This window comes from Bacillota bacterium, from assembly GCA_040755295.1.
GTDB lineage: Bacteria > Bacillota > Desulfotomaculia > Desulfotomaculales > Ammonificaceae > SURF-55.
Genome location: JBFMBK010000016.1, coordinates 20480 through 44007, shown reverse-complemented (window position 1 = coordinate 44007; position 23528 = coordinate 20480). Strand labels below are relative to the sequence as shown.

At 52.3% G+C, this 23528-nt stretch carries 20 protein-coding genes, 2 tRNA genes and 1 pseudogene; 21 read left to right on the top strand and 2 right to left on the bottom strand.

All coding sequences use genetic code 11. The features are described 5' to 3' along the window. Positions 1–85 precede the first annotated feature (85 nt). From AB1500_11075 to AB1500_11010, 14 genes and pseudogenes are all read left to right on the top strand, one after another. A tRNA-Pro gene (locus AB1500_11075) sits at positions 86–163 on the top strand. A 171-nt stretch (positions 164–334) separates the two neighbouring features. Continuing rightward, positions 335–973: an adenylate kinase gene (locus AB1500_11070; GenBank protein MEW6183692.1), complete on the top strand. Its 639-nt coding sequence runs from the start codon at positions 335–337 to the stop codon at positions 971–973. Positions 974–1305: 332 nt separating this feature from the next. Further along, positions 1306–1488 (top strand): hypothetical protein, encoded by a 183-nt coding sequence (locus tag AB1500_11065; protein ID MEW6183691.1) that lies wholly within the window; start codon positions 1306–1308, stop codon positions 1486–1488. Positions 1489–1506: 18 nt separating this feature from the next. Next, positions 1507–4248, top strand: coding sequence for a UPF0182 family protein (locus AB1500_11060; protein MEW6183690.1), 2742 nt, complete (start codon positions 1507–1509; stop codon positions 4246–4248). Positions 4249–4657: 409 nt separating this feature from the next. Continuing rightward, a complete protein-coding gene (locus tag AB1500_11055; protein ID MEW6183689.1) occupies positions 4658–5764 on the top strand; it encodes a 6-phosphofructokinase in 1107 nt (368 codons plus the stop codon). Between the two features lie 123 nt (positions 5765–5887). Continuing rightward, entirely contained in the window at positions 5888–6394 is a 507-nt protein-coding gene (locus AB1500_11050) for a HyaD/HybD family hydrogenase maturation endopeptidase (protein ID MEW6183688.1), read from the top strand. 42 nt (positions 6395–6436) lie between these two features. Beyond that, complete coding sequence (locus AB1500_11045) at positions 6437–6634, top strand: twin-arginine translocase TatA/TatE family subunit (GenBank protein ID MEW6183687.1); 198 nt, start codon at positions 6437–6439, stop codon at positions 6632–6634. Positions 6635–6819: 185 nt separating this feature from the next. Further along, the gene (locus AB1500_11040; protein MEW6183686.1) at positions 6820–7752 is read left to right on the top strand and encodes a hydrogenase small subunit; all 933 of its coding nucleotides are present in this window, start codon (positions 6820–6822) and stop codon (positions 7750–7752) included. 32 nt (positions 7753–7784) lie between these two features. Then, positions 7785–9173, top strand: a pseudogene (locus AB1500_11035) (nickel-dependent hydrogenase large subunit). Between the two features lie 320 nt (positions 9174–9493). Beyond that, positions 9494–9709 (top strand): twin-arginine translocase TatA/TatE family subunit, encoded by a 216-nt coding sequence (gene tatA / locus AB1500_11030; protein MEW6183685.1) that lies wholly within the window; start codon positions 9494–9496, stop codon positions 9707–9709. Positions 9710–9892: 183 nt separating this feature from the next. Further along, positions 9893–10675, top strand: coding sequence for a twin-arginine translocase subunit TatC (gene tatC, locus AB1500_11025; GenBank protein ID MEW6183684.1), 783 nt, complete (start codon positions 9893–9895; stop codon positions 10673–10675). A 92-nt stretch (positions 10676–10767) separates the two neighbouring features. Next, on the top strand, positions 10768–11694 hold the full coding sequence (gene mdh / locus AB1500_11020; protein MEW6183683.1) for a malate dehydrogenase: 927 nt from the start codon (positions 10768–10770) through the stop codon (positions 11692–11694). A gap of 101 nt (positions 11695–11795) precedes the next feature. After that, positions 11796–11871, top strand: a tRNA-Trp gene (locus AB1500_11015). 221 nt (positions 11872–12092) lie between these two features. Then, positions 12093–12314 (top strand): alpha/beta-type small acid-soluble spore protein, encoded by a 222-nt coding sequence (locus tag AB1500_11010; GenBank protein MEW6183682.1) that lies wholly within the window; start codon positions 12093–12095, stop codon positions 12312–12314. Positions 12315–12407: 93 nt separating this feature from the next. Here AB1500_11010 and fusA read toward each other — a convergent pair whose 3' ends face one another. Continuing rightward, the gene (gene fusA / locus AB1500_11005) at positions 12408–14420 is read right to left on the bottom strand and encodes an elongation factor G (GenBank protein MEW6183681.1); all 2013 of its coding nucleotides are present in this window, start codon (positions 14418–14420) and stop codon (positions 12408–12410) included. A 310-nt stretch (positions 14421–14730) separates the two neighbouring features. On the opposite strand from fusA, the gene spoVB reads away from it, so the two are divergent. Then, the gene (gene spoVB / locus AB1500_11000) at positions 14731–16305 is read left to right on the top strand and encodes a stage V sporulation protein B (protein ID MEW6183680.1); all 1575 of its coding nucleotides are present in this window, start codon (positions 14731–14733) and stop codon (positions 16303–16305) included. Positions 16306–16480: 175 nt separating this feature from the next. Next, the gene (locus AB1500_10995; protein ID MEW6183679.1) at positions 16481–16708 is read left to right on the top strand and encodes an alpha/beta-type small acid-soluble spore protein; all 228 of its coding nucleotides are present in this window, start codon (positions 16481–16483) and stop codon (positions 16706–16708) included. 209 nt (positions 16709–16917) lie between these two features. Here AB1500_10995 and AB1500_10990 read toward each other — a convergent pair whose 3' ends face one another. After that, on the bottom strand, positions 16918–17943 hold the full coding sequence (locus AB1500_10990; protein ID MEW6183678.1) for a polysaccharide deacetylase family protein: 1026 nt from the start codon (positions 17941–17943) through the stop codon (positions 16918–16920). Between the two features lie 491 nt (positions 17944–18434). On the opposite strand from AB1500_10990, the gene trpE reads away from it, so the two are divergent. The 5 genes from trpE to AB1500_10965 all read left to right on the top strand — a co-directional run bounded on the left by trpE (position 18435) and on the right by AB1500_10965 (position 23501). Continuing rightward, the gene (gene trpE / locus AB1500_10985; GenBank protein ID MEW6183677.1) at positions 18435–19892 is read left to right on the top strand and encodes an anthranilate synthase component I; all 1458 of its coding nucleotides are present in this window, start codon (positions 18435–18437) and stop codon (positions 19890–19892) included. A gap of 349 nt (positions 19893–20241) precedes the next feature. Further along, complete coding sequence (locus AB1500_10980; protein ID MEW6183676.1) at positions 20242–20814, top strand: aminodeoxychorismate/anthranilate synthase component II; 573 nt, start codon at positions 20242–20244, stop codon at positions 20812–20814. Positions 20815–20816: 2 nt separating this feature from the next. Further along, positions 20817–21842, top strand: coding sequence for an anthranilate phosphoribosyltransferase (trpD, locus tag AB1500_10975; GenBank protein ID MEW6183675.1), 1026 nt, complete (start codon positions 20817–20819; stop codon positions 21840–21842). Positions 21843–21978: 136 nt separating this feature from the next. Further along, positions 21979–22761: an indole-3-glycerol phosphate synthase TrpC gene (trpC, locus tag AB1500_10970; GenBank protein MEW6183674.1), complete on the top strand. Its 783-nt coding sequence runs from the start codon at positions 21979–21981 to the stop codon at positions 22759–22761. Positions 22762–22796: 35 nt separating this feature from the next. Next, positions 22797–23501, top strand: coding sequence for a phosphoribosylanthranilate isomerase (locus AB1500_10965; protein MEW6183673.1), 705 nt, complete (start codon positions 22797–22799; stop codon positions 23499–23501). The last annotated feature ends 27 nt before the right edge of the window (positions 23502–23528 follow it).

Below are 23528 nucleotides of genomic sequence, written 5' to 3'. Positions count from 1 at the left end.
CATGCCTTCCGCAGCGAAGGTTAAAAGCCGTCATGCCACTTGACTTTAGCTTGATTTTAGAGCATAATTAAATCTGTCGTTTAGACGGGATGTAGCTCAGTTTGGCTAGAGCGCACGGTTCGGGACCGTGAGGTCGCAGGTTCAAATCCTGTCATCCCGACCATTTTTTAGAACGGGTAGTACCCGATTTCACTAATCAAAGGTAACTATTCAGCGCTTAGTGTTTCGTTGACGGAACGCGACGATATGCAAGCAGACAATACGTCTTTCAAGTCGCCGCCCGACGACGGGACGCCTGAATAGATACAACCAAATTACAGGAGGGGGAGAGAACGTGAACCTGCTTATCATGGGGCCACCGGGGGCCGGGAAAGGGACACAATCCGAGGTGTTGGTCAACGAACTGAAGATTCCACACATCTCAACGGGGGACATGCTTCGCGAGGCGGTAAAACAAGGCACCGAAATGGGGAAAAAGGCGAAGGAATTCATGGACGCCGGTAAGCTTGTTCCGGACAGCGTCATCATCGGCGTAGTGAGGGACCGGCTTGCAGGCTGCAAGGAGGGTTTTCTTCTCGACGGTTTCCCGCGGACTGTACCCCAGGCTGAAGCCCTTGACGAATCCCTTAAGCAACTGGCCATCAAGCTCAACGGAGTCATAAATATTAACGTACCGCGGGAAAGAATTGTTGCTAGGTTGACCGGGCGCCGTGTCTGCCGTTCCTGCGGCTCCACCTATCACGTATTATTCAACAAACCCAAAGACGAAGGCAAATGCGACAAATGCAGCGGCGAACTATACCAGCGGAGCGATGATACCGAAGCCACGGTTAATAATCGTCTTGACGTTTACGAAGCTCAAACCCAGCCGCTTATCGATTATTACAATAAGCAGGGTGTGGTCCTTGACGTTAACGGAGATCAGCAAATCAGCGGCGTGCTTAAGGATATAATGGCTGCGCTTAAGAAGTAAGCTTACGTTTGCCGTTGATCTTGACTATCACATCAGCCGGTTCCGCGAGCAGAGAATTAATTGCGGTTCCGGCTGATGACGTAAAAGAATCAAACAATATCTTTACTTCGCAAGTCTTGATTTTCATTTTTTTCGTTCCACATTTACCTCAGAATTTACCTGCTGTATTAATTATGTTAATCTTAAACAGCAGGAGCATCCTAATTCTCAGCGAACAGTATACTATGAGAAAAAACCAAAGATACCGGAAAAACTCACTGCATTAATTCAGAGAAAACCCTTAACGTGTGCCTGACTTAACAGTATTATATACTCTGAGAAAGGGTGGTATCATGGAAAAAAGGTGCATCCTCTGCGGCCGTAAATTCGAGACCGACGCGCTCGAAGATCTGTTGGCGGAGGAAGAGGACGATCCTTTTGCGACTCCTAAGAAGCCGGCTTCGGTGTGCCCTCTTTGCCAGGCGAAGCTGAGGCACGAAGCCGAGGAATCTCAGAAGAATCCAAAACCTGTATAAACCAAAGGAGGTCTTGCCGTGCCTAAACGCCGGCGGTTCCCGTTTGCCGGCCTTGCGGGGCTGATTCTTTTAATACTCTTCCTCTTGGGTAGCGGAGCGCATTATTACACCGACTGGCTCTGGTTCCAATCCCTTAATTACCGGGATGTTTTTCTTAAGATTTTATTTACAGGTTTAGCCTTGAAGATTGGCGCCGCGTGTATTTTCTTTGTCTTTTTACTGGCCAATCTGCTTCTTACGCGCCGTTACGTGATTCAAACGGTAAGGCTTGTTACGGACGGCGGGCAGACAATTGAGCAGAATCCCTGGCAACAGGTAATAGGACCGCGGCTGGTCAACATCGCCTTTATCCTCGGAAGTGCGATCGCCGCGCTGATTTTTATCTCCATACTTACCGGGAAATGGCTCGTCGTGCAGCAGTATCTGCATCCGGTGGCCTTCGGAAAAGCCGATCCCATCTTCAACAAGGATCTCGGCTTTTACATTTTTTCTTTGCCTTTTCAATTACTCATGTATCGTTTGAGCTTCGGAATGGTGCTGTTCACCACAATCATGGTCGCCCTTATATACTTCGGCGTTGATCCGCTTAAAGGGCGAAGCTTCTGGCGTTCGCGGGCGGCTATGCGTCATGTCGCGTTTCTCTGCAGCGCCCTTTTGTTCTTAAAGGCATGGGGGTACTACCTCAACAGGTTCCAGCTTCTTTATTCTGAAAGAGGAACCGTCTTCGGACCCGGTTATACGGACATTCATGCCGGCCTGCTGGCGATCAAGATACTCCTGGTCATATCCCTTCTGGCGGCCCTGGCGGGGATATACGGCGGCATCCGCTCTTCGCTTAAATACGCTCTGTACGGCATCGGGACGCTGATCGTCGTTTCTTTGGCCATGGGCGTGTTATACCCGGCGGCGGTTCAGAAACTGCTGGTGGAACCTAACGAACTTGACCGGGAACAACCGTACATCAAAAACGGTATTGCTTTTACAAGGATGGCTTACGGGATAGATAAGGTGGAGCGTAAGCAGTTTCCGGCGGGGAAAACCCTGGTCGCCTCGGATGTCAAAGATAACGCGGACACCTTCGCCAACGTACGGCTTTGGGACTGGAAACCCTTGAAAGAAACATACGGTCAACTTCAGGAAATGCGGTTATACTATCAGTTTAACGATATCGACATCGACCGCTATACGATTGACGGACAGTACCGCCAGGTTATGCTGGCGGCAAGAGAGCTTGATCAGGATAAACTACCGTCGCAGGCACAAACATGGATTAACCGCCATCTGAAATACACCCACGGTTACGGCGCGGCGATGAGTCCGGTCAATGAGGTTACATCCGAAGGGTTGCCCCAGTTTTTTCTGAAGGATATCCCGCCTCAGAGCACGACAGGTCTTAAAATCACCAGGCCGGAAATATATTACGGTGAAACCCCGGCCCCTTACTCGGTGGTCAACACGAACACCGGCGAATTCGACTATCCCAAGGGGGACGGCAACGTTTACACCCACTACCTGGAATCGAGCGGCGTTTCCATAGGCAGCTTTTGGCGGCGCCTCGCCTTCGCCTTGTCCCTCAACGATTATAAGCTTCTTCTTTCGAGCGACATTAATAAAGACTCAAAGATTCTTTATTACCGCGATATTCAGGAACGGGTAAAAAAGATCGCCCCCTTTTTGGGATACGACCGCGACCCCTATCTTGTGGTCTCTGACGGCCGGATGTATTTCGTCTGGGACGCCTATACCACCTCCCGTTGGTTCCCTTATGCCGAGCCGTATGCCGACGGGAGCTTCAATTACATTCGTAACGCCGTCAAGGTGGTTGTCGACGCTTACAACGGCAACGTCAATTTCTATTTGAACGACCCGAATGACCCGATTGCCAGGAGTCTGGCAAACATTTTCCCCGGTATGTTTAAACCGCTCAAGGATCTGCCGGAAGGAATCTCGCAGCACCTCAGGTATCCCGAGGATCTGTTTTCGATACAGGCCGAAATGTACGCCGTTTTTCACATGCAGGATCCCCAGGTGTTTTACAACAAGGAGGATAAATGGGTAAAACCTTCGGAAATCCTTGAGAATCAAGAGGTAGAGGTAGACCCCTACTATATTATCTCGCGGCTCCCCGGCGAAGACCGTCCAGAGTTCATGTTAATCATGCCGTTCAGCCCGCAGAATAAAAAGAATATGATCGCCTGGCTCGCGGCGCGGTGTGACGGAGAGAATTACGGCCGCCTGCTGGTCTATGAATTTCCCAAGCAGGAACTCGTCTACGGTCCGATGCAGGTCGAGGCCCGGATCAACCAGGACGCCCAGATATCACAGCAGTTGACACTTTGGGATCAGCGAGGTTCGAGCGTGATACGCGGCAATCTGCTGACCATTCCGGTGAAAAATGCGCTTCTTTACGTTGAACCGATCTATCTTCAGGCGGAGCAATCAAAGATGCCGGAACTGCGGCGGGTAATAGTGGTCCACGGTGACCGTATCGTTATGGAGCCGACACTTGAAGCCGCACTCAGTAAGGTCTTTTCCGGACAGGTACAGGAACCGGCTCAATCGCCGTCCGACCGGCAGGGTGAAAAAAGGACCATAGCCCAACGGATTCACGAGGCGAATCAATTCTTTGAAAAGGCGGAGGAATCGCTGAAAAAAGGTGACTGGACCGGTTACGGATCAAACCTTGACAGCTTGAAAAAGTCATTACAGGAACTGGAAGAGTTCGCCATCGAGCCGAAGGCCGCTCCAGCTAAAGAATAAAAATGGGGAATGGCAGTTCATGAATGTAGCGTAATACGGAGCGCGGGGAGAAGTAAGTAGCACTTCCCGAGTGAAGTCCGTTCATGCACGTGGCGGCACCACGAAATCTGAAAATATAGGCCCGTAAGCTTGTTGCTTAGCTGCAAAAGTGTAACACATACGAAACGCCGTGAGAAGCGAGCAGAGCAAGGAAGATTTGCCAGGACGGGCTGGAGCCCAGCACTCAGACTGGTATCAAAAACGCAGTTGCGAAAAGTACATGAATAGCGGTTTAACGGAAGCGACTTTTTTTAAAAGCGCAACTGAGTGCTGGGTGAGGACCCGGCCTTGCCAAGCTGACGCAGCTATACGAAGCTTATCGCGGCGCCCTACGAAAGAACGCTATTTTTGAACAAGAGGGGGGAATGGGATGCCGCGGGCAAAGACCCAAATCAAACGTATCGGCGTTCTGACAGGCGGCGGGGACGCTCCAGGGTTAAACGCCGTCATTAGAGCGGCGGTTAAAGTCGCTGTCAAAGAATACGGTTTTAGTGTCGTGGGGTTTGAGGACGGTTTCGGGGGTCTGATCGAGAACAGAGCCCACCGGCTGACAGAGAAGGATGTAGTGGGTATCCTGCCCCGGGGAGGGACAATCCTCGGAACCACCAACCGGGACAATCCCTTCCATTACCCGTTCCATGAAAACGGCGAAATCGTATACAAGGACGTGTCCGACCGTGTAATGTCCAACATCGCGTCTCACGGGGTCGACGGGATGGTGATTATCGGCGGCGACGGAAGCCTGAAAATCGGCAAAGAATTATGGGAACGATACAGCTTTCCCGTCATCGGAGTTCCCAAAACCATCGATAACGACATAGCGGCAACCGATCAGACTTTCGGCTTCGATACGGCTCTTACGACCGCCACCGAAGCTCTCGATAAACTTCATACAACGGCGGAATCCCATAACCGGGTGATGGTTTTAGAGGTAATGGGCCGTTACGCGGGTTGGATCGCCCTCCATGCCGGAGTCGCCGGCGGCGCCGACGTTATTCTTATACCGGAAATCCCATTCGAATCCAATGAGGTTTTTGAAAAGGTGCTCGAGCGTCAAAAAGCCGGAAAGAAGTTCAGTATCATCGTGGTGGCTGAAGGAGCAAAACCCCTCGGCGGCGAGGTTGTCGTCAAGAAAGTTATCGAGGGAAGTTTCGAGCCTTACCGCCTTGGCGGAGTAGGGAATCTGGTAGCCGAGCAAATCGAAAAGAACACCGGCATTGAAACAAGAGTAACCGTTCTGGGTCATTTACAGCGGGGCGGTACGCCGACACCCTTTGACCGTATCCTTGCCACCCGGTTTGGCGCCGCAGCCGTTAACTTTCTTGCGGATGGACGTTTCGGCGAAATGGTTTGTCTTAGGACGCCCGACATAGGGTCTGTGCCTCTCGCAGAGGCGGTGGGCGCAATGCGCCGCGTACCGCTTGGCAACGATCTTTTAAGGACGGCAATGCAAATGGGTATAAGCTTCGGCTCGTGAATTCGAAGCGGAGTATAACCGGTGGCAAGTTGGGTTTTTAACATAATTATTTTCGCATAAACAGGAGGAATTTGCGAGTATATACCGAACTTAGACTGAGTAATGAAGATAGAGGGGGTTTGTATGGGAACCGTCACACCGCGTCTCTTAATACTCGGCGTAGGCAATATTCTCTTGCAGGATGAAGGCGTTGGGGTTCATGCGGTGAAGGAACTGATGAAACGCACGTATCCGCCGGAAGTAGAGTTAATTGACGGCGGTACTGCCGGTATGGATCTCCTGTATCTTATTGAGGACGTAACACAACTGATAATGATAGACGCTGTCAACGGTGACGGTGCGGCCGGAACGATTTATAAGTTCGAGCCGGAAGAGTTGGATGAATTTATACCCAATATAAGCAACTCGCTGCACGATATCGGGGTATTGGAGGTCCTTCACTTGGGGAAAGCCATGGGGGTTTTGCCCCCTACTGTTGTTTACGGTATGCAGCCCGCTGTGATTAACTGGGGAACGGAACTGAGTCCCGCTGTGGCCGCCGGTCTTTCCAATCTGGTAATGCAGGTTGACAAAGATATAGAAGATTGGCTGGCCGTGAATTCTCCTGTTAAAGAAGCTTTACAGATATAGTTCTTTGTCCGCGTTCAATCTTGGCATAAAGGAGGAAAAATTGTGTTCCCACGCATTGGGCCGACCGAACTGCTTATAATCCTTGGTCTTGTGCTGGTGATTTTCGGTCCTAAAAGGTTACCGGAAGTTGGTCGTTCACTGGGCAAGACTTTAAGAGAGTTCCGTAGTTCCACCAGAGAAAAAGATGAACCCGAAGTATTGCCGGAATCGCAAAATACGACGGAAGTGATTAAGAGTTAAGAATCCGTACTCCGGTTTTTTTCTTTTATGCACCTGGCATTATATTTTTATCTGAACTGCAGCCGGAAATATTAACAGGGAGTGAGGTGGAAGCCGGCGATAAATCTTGTCCCAAAATGAGCCAAGGAAAAGTTATTATAAATCTAGTCAGCTCACAAGTATTCTTTAGCGGGGAGGGATGATTGGTGAGGCGCATCTCGCGTCGCGATTTTATTCGCATAAGTTCCGGCGCGGTAGCCGGGGCAGGTCTTTTAACCACTTTGGAACCGATGGTTCTCGACACTTTAGCCCGTGCAGCGGAAGGTAAGCCGCCCGTTATCTGGCTTCGAGGCGCAGGTTGCAACGGGTGTTCGATGTCGCTCATGAACTCCGTAAATCCAAGTATAGAAAAGCTGCTTCTCGACGTCATCAGTCTGAAATATCATCCTACGATCATGGCCAGCGCGGGACATCAAGCATTCGATTATCTGGAAGAAATCGCTTCGGAGCATAAAGGGGATTACGTCCTGGTAATCGAGGGCGGCGTGCCTGCAGCCGAAGGTGGGGCATATTGCAAGATTGGACAAAAAAAAGGAAAAGAAGTGACTTTCCTTGAAGCGGTGAAGCTATTGGGCAGTAACGCCGCTACGGTTATCGCCGCCGGCTCGTGTGCCGCTTTTGGCGGCATTCCGGGCGCTGATCCTAACCCGACCGGAACGGTGGGGGTGTGGGAAGTATTAAAAAAGACTCCGGTTATAAACATCGGTTGTTGCCCTGTTCACCCCGACGATCTTCTCGGAACACTGGTACATGTATTGAATTACGGAGAAATTCCGGATCTTGACGAATACAACAGGCCAAAAATGTTCTTTCCGGAGATCATACACGTGGGATGTCCACGGTGCACATATTTTTCCCAGGGCATATTTGCGCAGAACCCAGGGGATCATGGGTGTCTGGCTTTCGTTGGGTGCAAGGGAATGGTGGCGCGCGCCAGGTGTAACATAAGGCAGTGGAATAACCAAACCAACTGGTGCATCCCGGCCGGAACACCCTGCCAGGCCTGCTCGGAACCCGGTTTCCCCGATGATTGCGGGCCGCTTTATGGCCGGTACCGCATCCACGAACAAGTAGATTAACGGTATAAGGGGGGAAATCAGAAGTGTCAGAAGTGCCAGAAGTGTCAGAAGTCTCCACCATAATAATTGACCCTCTAACCCGGGTCGAAGGTCACCTCAAGATTGAAGTAAATATTGACCATCAAGGAGTCAGCGAAGCCCGTTCTTCAGGTACCCTTTTTCGTGGTTTTGAATTAATTTTAAAAGGCCGCGACCCGCGGGATGCTCAGCATATAACACAGCGTATTTGCGGTGTCAGTCCCACTTCCCATGCCATAGCCGCCGCACGATGTCTTGATGACGCCATGAACGCGGAAGTGCCGCCGAACGGCCGGATCGTCAGGAACCTGATTCACGGTTCAAATAGTATAATGGCTCACGTTATGCACTTTTATCATATGGCATTGCTTGACTACGTCACCGGTCCCGAAACAGCGCCGTTTATTCCGCGCTATAAAGGCGATTTCAGATTGTCCGGTTCCAGAAATAACCGGTTGCTGGACAATTATAATCAAGCCTTTACCGCACGGCGGCGGGCTCAGGAAATGACGGCCATTTGGGGCGGTAAAATGCCGCATATTACGGTTATCATTCCGGGCGGTGTCACGGAAAAAGTCACCCAGGAGAAGATTGATCAGTTTCGTATCATCCTGAACGAATTAACCAGCTTCGTAGATAACGTTTATGTGCCGGATGTTTATGCGGTCGCCGAAGCATATAAGGATTACTTTAATATCGGACGTGGCTGCGGAAACCTGCTGGCTTTCGGTATTTTCCCGCTCAATGATCGAAAAGATCCTACAGGGAAAAACCTTTTGATTAAGCGCGGCTCTTATACCAATAATAAGCTTGCGTCGGTGGATGCCGAGAAGATAACTGAAGATGTTAAGTATTCCTGGTTTAAGGACGAAACCAGCGGCTTGAATCCAAGGCTTGGTAGGACCGAACCGCAACCCGAAAAGCTTGGAGCGTATTCGTGGATCAAGGCGCCGAGGTATAACGGCCTGCCTCACGAAGGAGGCCCGCTTGCCCGGATGTGGGTCAACAAGGTTTCAGATGTTACCTCCCTGGGAGAAAAGGCGTTCTCAGTTATGGGCCGGCATATCGCCAGAGCGGTTGAATGCAAGATGATTGCTCACGCTATGTCCCAATGGCTCGACCAGCTTAAACCCGGCGAGCCGACGTACAAACCCTGCTCGGTCCCGGCGCAGGGAGAAGGGATGGCGCTCTGGGAAGCGCCGCGTGGTTGTCTTGCGCACTTCATGGCGATTAAGGATTACAAGATAAACAATTATCAGATTACATCTCCATCAACCTGGAATGCGTGTCCTCGTGACGACAAGGGCCTGCGCGGCCCCATCGAAGAAGCGTTGATAAATACGCCGGTTCATGACCCTAATAACCCGATCGAGGTTGTCAGGGTAGTGCGGTCCTTCGACCCTTAACTTACACTATACGGATTATGATTATTGGGCCGGAGAATATACTTACAATATATTGTCTCTGAGTAAGAGACGCTTGAGTGCATTTCTGATAAATGAAGTATTAAAAAGTCCTGCCGGGAAAAGGCAGGACTTTTTACGGAAGATTATCTACGGGGTACCAATTGTAATTCCAGGAATATTATCGTTTAAATCTAATCCTTATAAACCCAAACCGTCGAAAAGGTGCCATCACCAAATACCTTCCCGGTGAAGGAGTTTTGCTTTTACTGCCGAAATTCTACGAAAAGGCGCTTGTGACAGCCAATGGAGGTGACCTTATGTTCCCAGGTATCGGCGGTACGGAATTAATACTGATTTTGGCGCTAGCCCTGATAATTTTTGGTCCGAACAAGCTTCCTGAAGTGGGGAGAGCCCTCGGCAAAACAATCAGGGAGTTCCGGCGTTCCACCAGGGATATAAGCGATAACATCATGCAGGACGTAAAGGATGTCAAAGAAGAGGTCCGAGAAATTAAGGATAGTATAAAAGATTAAAGATTGAGACGAAAAGCGGCAAGAAAAGAATTGACTCACAGATCACCACGGAGGCACAGAGAACACAGAGAACAAGAAGAGGGAGAAATGTAAATATAGGATTCTTAACTTCTCTTTTATTTATATATTTATATTCTCTGTGAAGCCCCGTGTCTCTATGGTAAAAATATGAGGTTGTTTCACATGAGCAACGGTCTTAAGGAAATGAGCATTTCCGGACATCTGGAAGAACTCCGTCGGGTTTTGATTATATCCGTCATCGCTATCTTAATACTTTCGATCGCCTCCTATGTTTATAGCGACGAACTTATGAAGGTCCTACTCAGCCCTCTGACCAAAGCTGGTTTTAAACCGGTGGTCACCTTTGTAACCGAGGCCTTCATAACCAAGATTAAGCTTTCCGTCGCGATGGGCTTTCTAGCGTCCTTGCCCGTGATTTTCTGGCAGTTGTGGAGTTTTATCGCACCCGCTCTCGAAAAACCGACCCGTCGTTATTTATTCGTCTTTATACTCGGATCATTTGTCCTTTTTGTCGGGGGCGTAGTATTCGGTTTTTTCGGCGTCTATAAGCACGGAGTCGCTTTCCTTTTGACCTTCGCCGGGCCTGATATCGTCCCCATGCTAACCCTCGGCAAGTACATCTCTTTCACGATCTGGTTCCTTCTTCCGTTCGGTTTTATTTTTGAACTGCCTCTGGCCAGTTTTGTATTGGCGAGACTCGGCATCCTCAAAAGTTCTTTTTTGGCCAAAAACCGCAAATACGCAATACTCGTCATCGTTGTACTGGCAGCCGCACTCACGCCTACTCCCGATGCGATCACCTGCCTTTTAATGACCGGCCCGATGTATGCTTTGTACGAGGCCAGTGTATTAATTGTACGGTTGACCGAGCGCGCGCTCGCCCGCCGCAGGGCCCGCGAGGAAGCGGAAGAAGCAGAAGCGGCGCAGGAAGCGACATACTCATAAACAGGAAATCTCCCGTGCCGCTTACGGCCGCACAACCGCGAAGCTCATCGCCGCGCCCAACGAAAGAAGTACTATTTTCAGAGGAGGAAATAATGCGCCGCAGTAAGATTACGATTGTCGGCAGCGGAAATGTGGGGGCTACAACGGCCCACTGGCTGGCAATCAAGGAACTCGCCGATATTGTGCTTATGGATGTGGTAAACGGAATGCCCCAGGGCAAGGCTTTGGATTTATCCGAAGCGGCGCCGGTAGCCGGTTTTGACTGCCGCATTCGCGGCACCTGCGACTGGGAGGACACAGCTGACTCGGATGTGGTTGTAGTAACGGCAGGAATCGCGAGGCGTCCGGGAATGAGCAGGGAAGACCTAGTGCTTACAAATGCCGGAATCATTCGGGATGTGGTGACGAAGGTAACGCGTTACTCCCCGGGCACTATCCTGATAATCGTCACCAACCCCCTTGATATAATGACTTACATGGCGTATAAAGCCAGCGGCTTTAAACCGCATAGGGTAATGGGCATGTCCGGGGTCCTTGACAGCACGCGGCTTCGCGCCTTCATCGCCATGGAACTCGGAATCTCTTTCAAGGACGTTACGGCTCTGGTTCTGGGAGGGCACGGAGACGAAATGCTTCCGCTGCTGCGTTATGCGTGCGCCGGCGGGATCCCCGTCGAACAGTTGATATCCCCGGACCGGCTCGAAGAGATAGCCAGACGCACCAGATACGGCGGTGGTGAGATCGTGGAACTTCTAAAATCGGGAAGCGCATATTATGCTCCCGGCGCCGCCGTAACCGAGATGGTGGAGGCCATCCTGCGTGATAAAAGGCGCATTCTTCCGGTGGCGGCTTATCTGGAAGGCCAGTACGGTGAACGGGACGTTTACGCCGGCGTTCCCGCAATCATTGGGGGCAAAGGGGTGGAGAAGGTGCTTGAAATCCACCTTACCGATTCCGAAAAAGAAGCCTTGCACACTTCTATTAAGCTCTTAAGAGAGAACCTGTTGCGAATAGGATGATTAACTGACCGTATCGTTTTAAGTATGAGACGCGAGACTGAAGTTCAACGCCGCTGCAGTTCGTTGACTTGAGGCGAAAGATATATTATAATTTTGCTCGCGGGGGAGTGGCTCAATTGGTAGAGCAGCGGTCTCCAAAACCGAAGGTTGTGGGTTCAAGTCCTGCCTCCCCCGCCAGTTGAAAGGCTATGACATAGGCCCGGAGATAAAACCTCTCCGGGCTTTTTATTTACTGCGACAACCTTCCGCTTCACATTCCCTGAAGGCGTATGGATTCGGCCCCTTGCTGACACGGCCGACCTTCAGCGGTTAATTCTTTTGTTATTTTCCGTATGATTTATAATTACTGATTAAAAATATTAATGACCACCATACTAAAGACCAACGGGAGGGATTAAATGGCGGACCGGAAACGGAAGAGTCTGGTTCCGGAAGCCGGAAACGCTCTCGACAGGTTCAAGTACGAGGTGGCGGAAGACCTGGGGCTCACAGGCAAAATCGCTGATGTCGGCTGGGGTGATATGACCAGTCGCGAGTGCGGTAAGGTCGGCGGCAACATGGTGCGCCGAATGGTACGCTACGCCGAAGAAAACATGCCTCAGGAGGAGAAGCAGGGTTAATCACCCTGCTTCTCCATGTTTGCGTCTAAAAGCAAAAGCCCCCGACGCCATCTGCGACAGGAGCCTAACATTCTATATTCTATATTCTATATCTCATCTCTCAGCCTGCTTTTCTTCCTGAGCCTTTTTGACGATTTCATCCGCAATCCGGCCCGGAACTTCTTCGTAAGAAGAAAATTGCATTTTGAAAGCGCCTCGCCCCTGAGTCATGGATTTGAGGTCAATCGCGTACCTGGTCATTTCCGTAAGGGGTACAACGGCCTTGATCCTGCTCTGCTTACCCGTGGGCTCCATCCCTAGAATCCGGCCCCGTTTCGTGTTCAGGTCGCCGATAACGTCACCCATGAAGTTGTCGGGAACAAGCACCTCAACCTCCATCACCGGTTCCAGTAATACCGGCTTGGCCTGCTGCACGCCTTTTTTAAAGGCCATTGACGCAGCGATTTTAAACGCCATTTCCGAAGAGTCCACCGGGTGGTAAGATCCGTCATAAAGGGTAACGGCGATGTTGGTCACCGGATAACCCGCCAATACCCCGTCGTTCATCGCCTCCCGCACGCCTTTTTCAACCGCCGGGAAGTACTGGTTCGGCACAGCTCCGCCAAACACCTCTTCATCGAAACGCAACTCTTCACCCGGCAGGGGCCCGATGCGAAGCCAAACGTGCCCGTACTGACCGCGCCCGCCTGTTTGCTTCTTGTATTTGCCTTCCACCTTGGTCTCGGCCCTCACGGTCTCACGCAGCGGAATTCGCAGCGGCTTCTGGACAACGTCCACCCCGAACTTCCTCTTAAAACGTTCGATTATCATGTCTAACTGGGTTTCTCCTATACCCGTGATAACCGTCTGTTTGGTTTCGATGTTTCTGTTTACCCGGACGGTCGGTTCCTCTTCTACCAAGCGGGCAAGGGCGGTAGCCAGCTTGTCCTCGTCCCCCTGGGTCTTCGGTTCAACCGCGATGCTCAAAGTCGGCTCCGGAAGGTCTATACCCGCAAGCACAACAGGCTTATCCTTTTCGCAAAGGGTATCGCCGGTTGCGGTATCCGTAAGCTTGACCAGCGTGCCTATATCCCCGGCGGGTACGTTATCGGTAGCCTGTTGGGTCTTCCCGCGCGCGAAGAATATCTGCCCGATCTTCTCGTTCTTTTTCTTTACGCTGTTATGAACAACTGAATCACTTTTCAAAACACCGCTGAAAACACGCACGAAATTCAGCCGCCCTACATAAGGGTCGGCGAGGGTTTTGAAAACGAGTGACGTAAGCGGACCGTCTTCGGCTTCCGGTGCGGGAAAGAAACTCTCAAGAAAGTTCATAAGGGTTTTTATTCCGCAGTTCTTTGTAGCCGAACCGCAAAGCACCGGAACAAACTTGGCTGCGCTCAACCCCTTCAATAGCCCGGTCTTAATTTCCTCCGGAGTCAACTCAAGCCCGTCGAGATACTTCATCAGGTATTCGTCATCCGCTTCCGCAGCCGCCTCAATAAGCTTATCCCGATACGCCTTGACCGTCTCCGCCAATTCCGCCGGCACGGGGCCTTCTTTCTCTTCCTTTCCGTCATGCATATATGCTTTTTCGTTAAGTATGTCTACGACCCCACGGAAATTCTCAGCTGTCCCGATAGGAATCGAAAACCGCACGAAATTGGCTGGAAATTTCTCACGCAGTCCGTCCGCCACACGATCGAAGTTGGCGTTTTCCCGGTCGAGCTTATTTATAAAAACCACACGCGGCATTTCGCCCGCATGGTCCCAGATTACCTCGGTCTGAACCTCTACGCCCCCGACGGCGCATACCGTAAAAAGTGCGCCCTCCACCACGCGCAGGGTACCCTTGACGTCACCGATAAAGTCTGAATATCCGGGCGTATCCAGCAAGTTAAGTTTAATTCCCTCGTATTCGCACGGCACGATGGAAACGTGTACGGTGATTCCCCGCTTGATTTCCTCCGGGTGATAATCCGCGGTGGTCGTACCGTCTTCCACCCGCCCGAGACGCGAAATTATTCCGGTATTAAAGAGTATCGCCTCTGAAAGCGATGTCTTTCCCGTTCCGCCATGACCCACCACTGCAATGTTTCTGATGTCTTTCGCACTGTAATTTTTCAACCGTTTGTCCCTCCTATGATATCCTTTCCCTTACATTATTTTCTATACTTGGCCGCCGCAGGCCTGACCTGAAATTTTTCTACGGTTGAGCAAGAAATCCTTTTTTATTTTTAGAGGTCGCTCAACAAAACTGCGCCTGTTGTAAAATGCGATGGGTGTGTTGCATTTATCGCCCTCCTGACAAGACGGGGACGAACATATATATATTAGCGGACGAGACCGGTCTGTTCTTGAAATGCCGTGACCGACTGCATAATCCCTCCGACATCTCGTCTTTCGTTCTTTTCTGTAGTCTGCCAAGGAGGCGGAAATGCGCTATAGTCAATCAATGTTGACCGGCACCCTTGTGCTTGTAACAGCAAGTGTGGTTAATCGGTTTTTGGGCTTTATATACCAGATATTCCTCATCCGGCTGATAAGAGCGGAAGGCATCGGCCTCTTTACCATGGTTTATCCTATTTACGTCCTGGCTCTTGTTCTTGCTTCCATGGGTATTCCGGTGGCCATCGCCAAACTCGTATCCGACGCCGTAACCCGGCACGACACCGCCCGTGCCTATCAAATATTGCGTCTTTCGCTGTTATATACTATCATTTCCAGTTTTACTGTAACTCTAATAGGATTCACTTCGGCGCGGTTTATTACAGGGCAGGTCCTTTCCAACCCGGCAACTCTCCTGCCCTTCCTTTGTCTTCTGCCCGGGGTTCTTATCGTTTCGGTTTGTTCCGTCTTCCGCGGCTTCTTCCAGGGGCTTCAGAACATGACTCCGACCGCGGTCTCACAGGGCGCCGAGCAGCTGACCCGTGTCCTGATAGGCCTTCTCCTGGCTTCGTTCTTAATCCACAAAGGTGTGTTGGCCGCGGCTTGCGGCGCGTCTTTAGGGGCGATATGCGGCGAATTTTTCGGTTTTGTCCTGATGCTCGGGTTTTTCCTCAGGCATCGCCGTCTTTTACCCAGAACGCCGAGGTTAAGTATTGGGGAAGCCGGTTTTCTCACGCGAGAAATCTTTGGGCTGGCGCTGCCGATCACCCTGATGCGATTTGTTTCAACAGGCTTTCTGTCCCTCGAGGCGATTCTCATACCGCACAGGTTGATTGGCAGCGGCTATTCAATGCAGGAGGCGACCGGTATCTACGGCCAGTTTGCAGGGATAGCGGAAACGATGTTATACACGCCCGGTCTGATTACGGTGTCCCTTTCCACGGTCCTGGTACCGGCCATTGCGGAAGCCCTGGCCGCCCGAAACAGCGATTTGCTTGGATCGAGAATTAACAACGCCCTTCGTCTGACTTTCCTCACCGGGCTACCGAGCGCGGTAGTTCTTTTCCTTTTACCGGAGGATCTGTGCCGAATCATTTTCGGTTACCCGAATGCCGGCGCCGCCCTCCGGGTGCTCGCCCTCGGCGCCCCTTTTCTGTATTTGCAGCAGACAACAACCGGTATCCTTCAAGGTCTCGGCCGGCCGATGGTTCCTTTCCGCAATCTGGTCACGGCCTCGGTTTTTAAAGCCGCAGGCATTTACTTCCTTACCGGTATTCCCGTCCTCGGGATCAAGGGCGCCGCCGCTTCCGTGGTTTGCGCTTTTTGTATAATGTCAATTTTTAACCTTTACAACCTGATTCAATTAACCGGCTGCACGGTCTCGATTAAGGAAGTCCTGCTGAAACCGCTGACAGCATCCCTGGCGGGTGCGGTTGTACTGAATTCATGCCATAATTACTTCACGGCTCACGCCTTTCAACCGGCTTTCAACCTGTTACTAAGCATTTTTCTCATGGCAATCGTCTATTTTTGCGCTTTAATTGTAATTGGTGGTTTCAGTAGACAGGACCGCCAGCGTTTTACAATTATTTTTTGTAAAATATTCACCGCTATTAAAAGATGAAAACAGACGGAAAATAAACATAGCGGTTGCATTTTTCTCTTTGCTTTTTTAACTCAGAACCTTGAACGGACCTAAATTTCATGCAGTATCGACCGGCACGTTGAACGTCGAACCTTGAACCTTGAACGGTCCCCAGAGGTCCATCAATCTAAGCCTAAGAGAGGGAGGCGTAATAATGGCTAAATTCTATCCATATCCGAAACTGTTGCCGGGTTCCGTTTTAGACCGTTTTAAATACGAGGTGGCGAGCGAACTCGGCTTGTCGCAGCAGATAGACAGCGGTTACTGGGGTAATATCACTTCCCGGGATTGCGGCAGGGTGGGAGGAAACATCGGCGGGAGTATGGTCCGGGTAATGATCCGGCGTGCGGAAGAAGCGCTGTCGCGCGGGGAACAACTCTAAAACCAACGTACAAACAACCGGTGATCATTTGCGGGAGTGCCTCATGCCGCGCCGCGGCACAACGAAGAGTGGAACGGGGCAACCTCTAAGCCGGTTACTTAGATGCAGAGAGTAACATAAACGGAACGCGGCGAGGAGCAAGCGGTACAAGGAACCCAGCACTCAATTCAACTTGGAAAGCGGCAATTTCATAAAAACGTTAAATGTCGTCATCGCCGGGTTCCACGGAAGAAGAACGCATTTTCGGAGGAGAAGGTACGGTCAAGCATCTGATTTTTAAAGGCGGGATCCTGTGCCCATTGAGGCATCCACCCCGCGGGCACGCCGCGCGGTGACTTACACAACCAGGCCGCGCGCTGAATGTTCTCTATCAGACGTTCGGGTGAGGTCCAGGGAGTACCGGCATTGATACGGTATATATGGCGGAAATCATGTCCGGCACGGTTGGCCCCCGTTAAGGTAGTGAAGCAGTATTCATACCCTACCGCGCGGAGTATCCTTTCAAGCTCCGGGCTGTAAGCCCCGTAAGGGTATGCGAAATAGGGCGTATCGCCGCCTAACTCGCGCCTGAATATCTGTTGCGCATGAAGGTTGTCGGTAAAAAGCCGCATCCGGTACTCCGCCTCGACCTCTTTGTGCCCGGTTGTAGGATCGAAAATCCGTCCCACCGTGGCCGGAGCGGTAGTCTTCGGACTTGTGGGCGCAACGAAATGAGAGGCGTGTGTGTGACCGCCGAAAGTAATAAGCCCGGAACCCGCCATTTTCCGAACCTGCGGCCAGGTGAGAAAACCCGGTTTTTTCCCTACGTAATCGGTTGTCAAGAAAACGGCGGCAGGCAGGCGGTTCTTGTGCAGAATAGGGAAACCGTAACGGTAAACACCGGCGCTGCCGTCATCAAAAGTGATCGCCACCGCGTTAAGAGGCACTTCCGTTTTTCCCTGAAGAAAGTCAACCAGGCGGCTGACCGGAATGATATGGTAGCCTCCTGCCAGCAATGCGTCTATGTCGGCGGCAAAAAGCTCGGGTGAAATCGTTCCCCGACCTTGATAAGTCGAACTGATGTTGTGAAACATTAAAACGATGACCATGTCACGATAGGGAAGAAGAGGGCGCTCCATCCTTATATTATCGGAGGATGTGTTCGGAGCTTTCCGGTAATCGGATCCCGGTCGCGTAGAAGCCGGACAGGTAAGGTCCGGCCGAAAAACAACCGCCATCACTAAGAAAGCTACCAAGGAAACCGCCGCCCTGATAATCAAAGCTTTTTTCTCAGGCCTTTCTTCAGTTAATCTTTCGGTTATAAATAATATGTCGCCTTTAATGAATTCACCGCTGATTATAAATACCTTTTAAAATCGTTGTTGAAATTTCCGCACTCCATCGAAACCAAAATCTCTTTTTACCATTTGACACAAAACAAGGGTTGACAGAAAGGCTGAAACTGCATAAGATTTTATTAATTGAATAATGAGTCGAGTTGAGAAGAGTTAGGAAGAGTGCAGATGAGACTGGCGAAGATGAGAAGCCTGACAGGGCCAGTACTCATTTTGAGTGCCGGCTTATATTTTTTTCAGGGGGGAGATTCAGGGTGCGGTCCATGCAAAAAGGAAAGGCCTTTGCAGGGACGGCAAATAAAGGTTTTTGCGCAAACAGCATGCGGCTCATCGCCGCGCCAGGCTGAATACGCCGAACGGTAACTGTTTTTTGAGAGGAGAGAACAAGGAGATTGGTTCAACCAACCCTAAAAGAATACCTAAATCTGAGCGCCGAGTTCGATGTGGTCCCTGTTTACGAAGAGGTGGTAGCCGACCTGGAAACACCAATCGCGGCTTTTAAGAAGTTGGGTCAGTGCCCGTCGTTCTTGCTTGAAAGCGTTTCCGGCGGAGAGTTTCTCGGACGATATAGCTTCATCGGCTTTGACCCGTTTCTTGACTTCCGGTCGCAAGGTGACAACGTTTCGATAACCATGGACGGGAAGACAGAGGTCTTGACAAAAAGCTCACCTCTTGAGGTGCTTCCGGGAATTTTCGCGAAACTTCGGGGTCCGCGGCTGGAAGGATTGCCGCGGTTCTACGGCGGCGGCGTGGGTTACTTCGGGTATGACCTGGTTCGTCACATCGAACGACTCCCTCAGGCGACCGTCGACGATACCGGCGTAGACGACTGTCACCTGATATTTACGAAAATCATTTTGATTTTCGATCATGTCCGCCGGCGTCTGGCGGTTGTCGTAAATACCCGGCCTGGCAGCGATCCGGCGCTTTCCTACGAAGAGGCGAAAGCGCGCATCAAGAACATCATCGCCGGGCTGAAAGAACCGGTCTCCATGAACTGGGAGATTCCGCCTCCAAACACGAATTCTCCGGTGGCGGCCAACATGGAAAAAGAGGCTTTCCTGGACGCGGTTGATCGTGCTAAGGAATACATCAGAGCGGGAGACATCCTTCAAGTCGTTCTTTCACAGCGTTTTTCCCAAACTTTTTCCGGTGACGCCTTTGAGGTTTACCGGCGTCTGCGGACAATAAACCCGTCCCCGTATCTTTACTATTTGGATTTCGGGAATTCAGTCGTCGTAGGCTCTTCCCCGGAGATGTTGATCCGGGTGGAAGACGGGATCATTAGGACAAGGCCGATCGCCGGAACGCGTCCGCGCGGCAAAGACGCCGGGGAAGACCGCCTTCTGTCGGAGGAACTCCTTGCCGATCCCAAAGAACGGGCGGAACACATCATGCTGGTGGACCTCGGCAGGAACGATCTCGGCCGGGTATCATTGCCCGGAACCGTACGGCTGACGGAATTTATGAACGTCGAGAAATATTCGCATGTTATTCACATCGTTTCCGAGGTTCAGGGGCAGCTTTCGCCCCAATGCACCGCCCTCAGCGCACTCACGGCTTCCTTCCCGGCGGGTACCGTTTCCGGGGCGCCCAAGGTCAGGGCGATGGAGATTATAGAAGAGTTGGAACCCAACCGGCGGGGTATTTACGCAGGGGCGGTCGGTTATTTCAGCTTCACCGGCAACCTCGACACCTGCATCACTATACGCACCATAGTCTTTCGCGAGGGAAAGGCTTACGTGCAGGCCGGAGCGGGAATCGTCGCAGATTCCGACAGGGAGCGGGAATACGCCGAAACAATCAATAAGGCGCGAGCGCTTCTGATGACGCTGCAGGGGGGAACGTAAAAGTCACGAGTCACGGGTCGAGTCCTCAGTCGACAGTCCTCAGTCCTCAGAGTTGTGGGGTGGGCTGTGCCCACCGAGTGAGACCCCAAAGGTCCACCCACCTTTGCATCTTACGGTGGTACAATCGGAGGATGAAAATGAAGACCCTTAAGCTGGTTACTTAGAAGCAGTAACGTAACAAAAGCGGAACGCGGTGAGAAGTAATGCAGTGCAAGGAAGACCGGCGGAGACGAACCGGAGCGTACTGGGTGCGTACGTGAGGATTCGGCTCCGCCGGGCTGACGCAGCAATGCGTTGCTTATCGCCGCGCCCACTGAAAGCAGCACTACGAGATAGGGAGGTGATTCCGCTGGTTTTAATGGTCGACAATTACGATTCTTTCACTTACAACCTGGTCCAGTACCTGGCCGAAATCGGCGCCGAGGTTGAGGTGTTCCGCAACGACGCCGTTACAACCGGGGAAATTGAGTCTTTAAACCCTTCACATATAGTGCTTTCGCCCGGGCCGTGCACACCGAATGAAGCGGGGATCTGCCTCGATGTCATCGGTAGGTTTACCGGCCGTATTCCTATCTTGGGAGTTTGCCTGGGACACCAGGCGATCGGTCAGGCTTTCGGCGGCCGTGTCGTCCGGGCGGAACGTCTGATGCACGGGAAGACGTCGCCGGTTCACCACGACGGACGTTCGGTTTTCAGAGGAATACCGTCACCCTTTACCGCCACCCGATATCACTCGTTAATCGTATCGCCTGAAGACCTTCCGGAATCATTGGAGGTCAGCGCCAGGACGGAAGAGGGGGAGATAATGGGCGTCCGTCACCGGCAACACTTGGTTGAAGGAGTGCAGTTTCATCCTGAATCCATCCTTACGGAATACGGTAAGGACCTGTTAAGAAATTTTTTGTCTTTGGGGGAGGGATAGGATTGTTTAAAGAAACGCTGGCGAGGGTGGTGGCGAAAGAGGACCTGCCCTCCGAACAGGCGCAGGCGGCGATGGGAATGATAATGAGCGGCGAGGTTACACCGGCGCAAATCGGCGGTTTTCTCATAGCATTAAGGGTCAAGGGCGAAACGGCGGACGAGGTAGCGGGCTTTGCCCGGGCAATGCGGGAGAAAGCGGTGGGCTATGTTTCCAGACACCCCCAACTGGTCGACACATGCGGCACGGGCGGAGACGGCACACATACCTTCAACATCTCCACCACCGCCGCCTTTGTGGTTGCCGCCTGCGGTGTTCCGGTCGCCAAACACGGGAATCGCTCGGTCTCGAGCAGCGCCGGAAGCGCGGACGTGCTTGAGGCGCTCGGGGCAAAAATAGATGTGCATCCGGACGTTGCCGGACGCTGCCTCGACGAGATCGGGTTCGGTTTTTTCTTTGCGCCGGTATGCCACCCGGCGATGAAGTACGCCGCGGGCCCCAGACGCGAACTTGGCCTTCGCACGGTGTTCAATATACTCGGCCCGCTGTGTAATCCTGCCGGCGCCCGTATACAGGTGCTCGGGGTATACACGCCCGAACTTTTAGGCCTGGTGGCGGATGTGCTTTCCCTCCTGGATGTTGAGCGAGCCTTCGTTGTTCACGGAGCGGGAGGTCTGGACGAAGTTTCCCCCATCGGCAGGGTCGTATACGCCGAGGTAAGCAACGGCTCCGTTCAGCACGGAGAATTCGACCCGGCGGTTTACGGGGTCCCGCGATGCTTAATCCAAGACCTCCGCGGGGGCACGGTGGACGAAAACGCCGTCATAACCCGTAAGGTATTGCAGGGAGACACCGGCCCGAAGACTGACACGGTGGCGCTTAACGCGGCACTCGCCCTGGTGGCGGCGGGCAGGGCCGGCAGCATCGCCGAAGGTATGGGAATGGCCCGCGGCGTGATTAAGTCCGGCGCCGCCTTTGAAAAGATGGAAGAATATATCGCGTGGACCAAGAACAATACTGCCGGCAGTTAGAAGAACCAAACGGTTTTCCAAACGCGAAAATACAAGAAGCTGCAGGAAGCGGCTAAAAAGAATCGTTTCGGAATCGAAATCCAAAACATGAGGCCGGATACCGGACGTTTGCGGCGGCCTCCAAGAGGATCAACTGATGCTGGACCAAATCATCGGACACAAGCGCATGGAGATCGAAGCAAGCAAAAGGGCGCGTTCCCTTGCGCAGCTCGAACAAATGGCCGCATCCGCCCCACCGGCGCGCGGCTTCGGGGTCAACCTCCGGGTATCGGGAAGGGTGGCGGTAATCGCCGAGATAAAGCGCGCCTCTCCATCAAAGGGTCCCATCAGGCCCGACGCCGATCCTGCTGAGACGGCGCGCACCTACGCCGCGGCGGGAGCGTCGGCGATTTCGGTCCTTACGGACAAACGGTTTTTTCAGGGCGACCTGGATTTTCTCGGAATGGTGCGGTCAGAAGTGCGTTTACCCGTACTGCGCAAAGATTTTATTGTGGACCCGTACCAGGTTCTGGAGGCAAAGGCGCTCGGCGCCGACGCGATATTGTTAATCACAAGGATTTTAACGTTACGGGAATTAAAGGAGTTACTGGGCTTTTCACGGAACATCGGGATCGAGTGTCTGGTCGAGGTTCACGACGAGTCGGAAGTCGAGCGGGCGGTGGAAGCCGGGGCCAGGATTATCGGGATTAACAACCGTGATTTAAGCACTTTTCAGACCGATATTGAAACAACCCTGCGCCTAAGGCGCATGGTCCCGCCGGAAGTAGTGACGGTAAGCGAGAGCGGGATCAGTTCTGCTGCCGCGATACGCACCCTGAAAGATAACGGGGTGGATGCCGTACTGATCGGCGAGGCGCTGATGTCCGCCGCCGACATCGGCGCCAAACTTCAGGAACTAGTTGAAGCAGGCGGAGAATAGCGGCTGGTGGCCGGTTGATGGAAGGGTAGATTGGGATGCCGCTCATGAGGGATGCGGGGATGGATAATTTAATAATCCCGGCGCACACCGCCAGGGTGAAGATCTGCGGTTTTCAGGACCTTGAAACGGCTAAAGCGGCTGCTGACGCGGGGGCGGATGCCATCGGGTTCGTTTTCGCGCCGAGTCGGCGCCGCATAACCCCGGAGACGGCGCGGGAAATCATTGCAAAACTGCCGCCTTTCGTAACGACGGTAGGGGTCTTCGTAAACGAGCAGGTAAAAACAGTGCGGGAGGTAGCGGCGTTCTGCCATCTGGACGCAGTGCAACTGCACGGCGCGGAACCGCCTGATTACTGCCGGCGGCTCGGCCTGCGGGTGATAAAAGCCTTCGGCGTGCGGCGCGAAACGGTGCAGGACGGAACCGGACCGGATTTATCCGTGGTATCCGGAGAGGATTTTCGAGCGTTTGACGCTTACCCGGTGAACGCAATCCTGCTTGACACTTATATCCCCGGAAAGACCGGGGGCACCGGTGAATCCTTCGACTGGAAGGTGCTTGCCGGAAAGAGGTTTCCGGCGCCCTTTATCCTCGCCGGCGGGCTTAATCCGGAGAATGTGGCGGCGGCGGTGCGATCGGTCCGGCCTTATGCGGTCGATGTTTCAAGCGGGGTGGAAACCGACGGCAGAAAAGATAAAGCGAAGGTACTGCAGTTTATCGCGCAAGCAAAGGGAAGAGCTTGAAGGTATCACCACAGAGTCACAGAGGAC

Bases quoted from the DNA above. Each gene is read 5' to 3' on its own strand.
- tatC (MEW6183684.1), top strand. From the start codon at position 9,893: ATGAGCAACGGTCTTAAGGAAATGAGCATTTCCGGACATCTGGAAGAA.
- mdh (MEW6183683.1), top strand. From the start codon at position 10,768: ATGCGCCGCAGTAAGATTACGATTGTCGGCAGCGGAAATGTGGGGGCT.
- AB1500_10995 (MEW6183679.1), top strand. From the start codon at position 16,481: ATGGCTAAATTCTATCCATATCCGAAACTGTTGCCGGGTTCCGTTTTA.
- spoVB (MEW6183680.1), top strand. From the start codon at position 14,731: ATGCGCTATAGTCAATCAATGTTGACCGGCACCCTTGTGCTTGTAACA.
- AB1500_11010 (MEW6183682.1), top strand. From the start codon at position 12,093: ATGGCGGACCGGAAACGGAAGAGTCTGGTTCCGGAAGCCGGAAACGCT.
- tatA (MEW6183685.1), top strand. From the start codon at position 9,494: ATGTTCCCAGGTATCGGCGGTACGGAATTAATACTGATTTTGGCGCTA.
- trpC (MEW6183674.1), top strand. From the start codon at position 21,979: ATGCTGGACCAAATCATCGGACACAAGCGCATGGAGATCGAAGCAAGC.
- AB1500_11055 (MEW6183689.1), top strand. From the start codon at position 4,658: ATGCCGCGGGCAAAGACCCAAATCAAACGTATCGGCGTTCTGACAGGC.
- AB1500_10965 (MEW6183673.1), top strand. From the start codon at position 22,797: ATGCCGCTCATGAGGGATGCGGGGATGGATAATTTAATAATCCCGGCG.
- AB1500_11065 (MEW6183691.1), top strand. From the start codon at position 1,306: ATGGAAAAAAGGTGCATCCTCTGCGGCCGTAAATTCGAGACCGACGCG.
- AB1500_11050 (MEW6183688.1), top strand. From the start codon at position 5,888: ATGGGAACCGTCACACCGCGTCTCTTAATACTCGGCGTAGGCAATATT.